Source organism: Alcanivorax sp. HI0044, assembly GCF_001634945.1.
The window spans coordinates 1-654 of record NZ_LWEZ01001737.1; the positions used below are offsets into that span (position 1 = coordinate 1).

Annotated in this window: 1 protein-coding gene and 1 pseudogene; both read left to right on the forward strand. The window is 63.1% G+C overall.

The window, feature by feature from the left end; translation table 11 throughout:
- Positions 1–435 (forward strand): ATP-dependent protease subunit HslV (gene hslV / locus A3730_RS26100; RefSeq protein ID WP_063539289.1); only part of this gene is annotated, 435 nt, incomplete at its 5' end.
- Positions 436–437: 2 nt separating this feature from the next.
- Positions 438–654: pseudogene (gene hslU, locus A3730_RS26105) on the forward strand (HslU--HslV peptidase ATPase subunit); the annotation flags it as partial.

Genomic DNA, 654 nt, shown 5'->3' on the forward strand with positions numbered 1-654 from the left:
GCCCGCAAGGTCCGTCGGCTTTTTCACGGCAAGGTGATTGCCGGTTTCGCCGGCGGCACCGCCGACGCCTTTACCCTGTTTGAACGTTTCGAAGCCCAGCTGGAAAAGCACCAGGGCCATCTGGTGCGCGCTGCTGTGGAGCTGGCCAAGGACTGGCGCACCGACCGTGCCCTGCGCCGCCTGGAAGCCCTGCTGGCGGTAGCCGACAAGGAAAGCTCGCTGATCATCACCGGCAACGGTGACGTGATCGAGCCGGAAAAAGATGGCCTGATTGCCATCGGCTCCGGCGGCCCCTTTGCCCAGTCCGCGGCCACCGCCCTGCTGGATAATACCGACCTGCCGGCCCGCGATATCGTCGCCAAGGCGCTCACCATTGCCGGCGACATCTGCATTTACACCAATCACAACCACACCTTCGAAGAGCTGGACGGTTAACCATGGCTTCCCTGACACCCAAAGACATTGTCTCCGAACTCAATCGCCACATCGTCGGTCAGGACGCGGCCAAGAAAGCCGTGGCTCTGGCGCTGCGTACCCGCTGGCGCCGCATGCAACTGCCCGCCGAAATGCGCGCGGAAGTGGCCCCCAAGAACATTCTGATGATTGGCCCCACCGGGGTGGGTAAAACCGAAATCGCCCGCCGCCTGGCCAAAC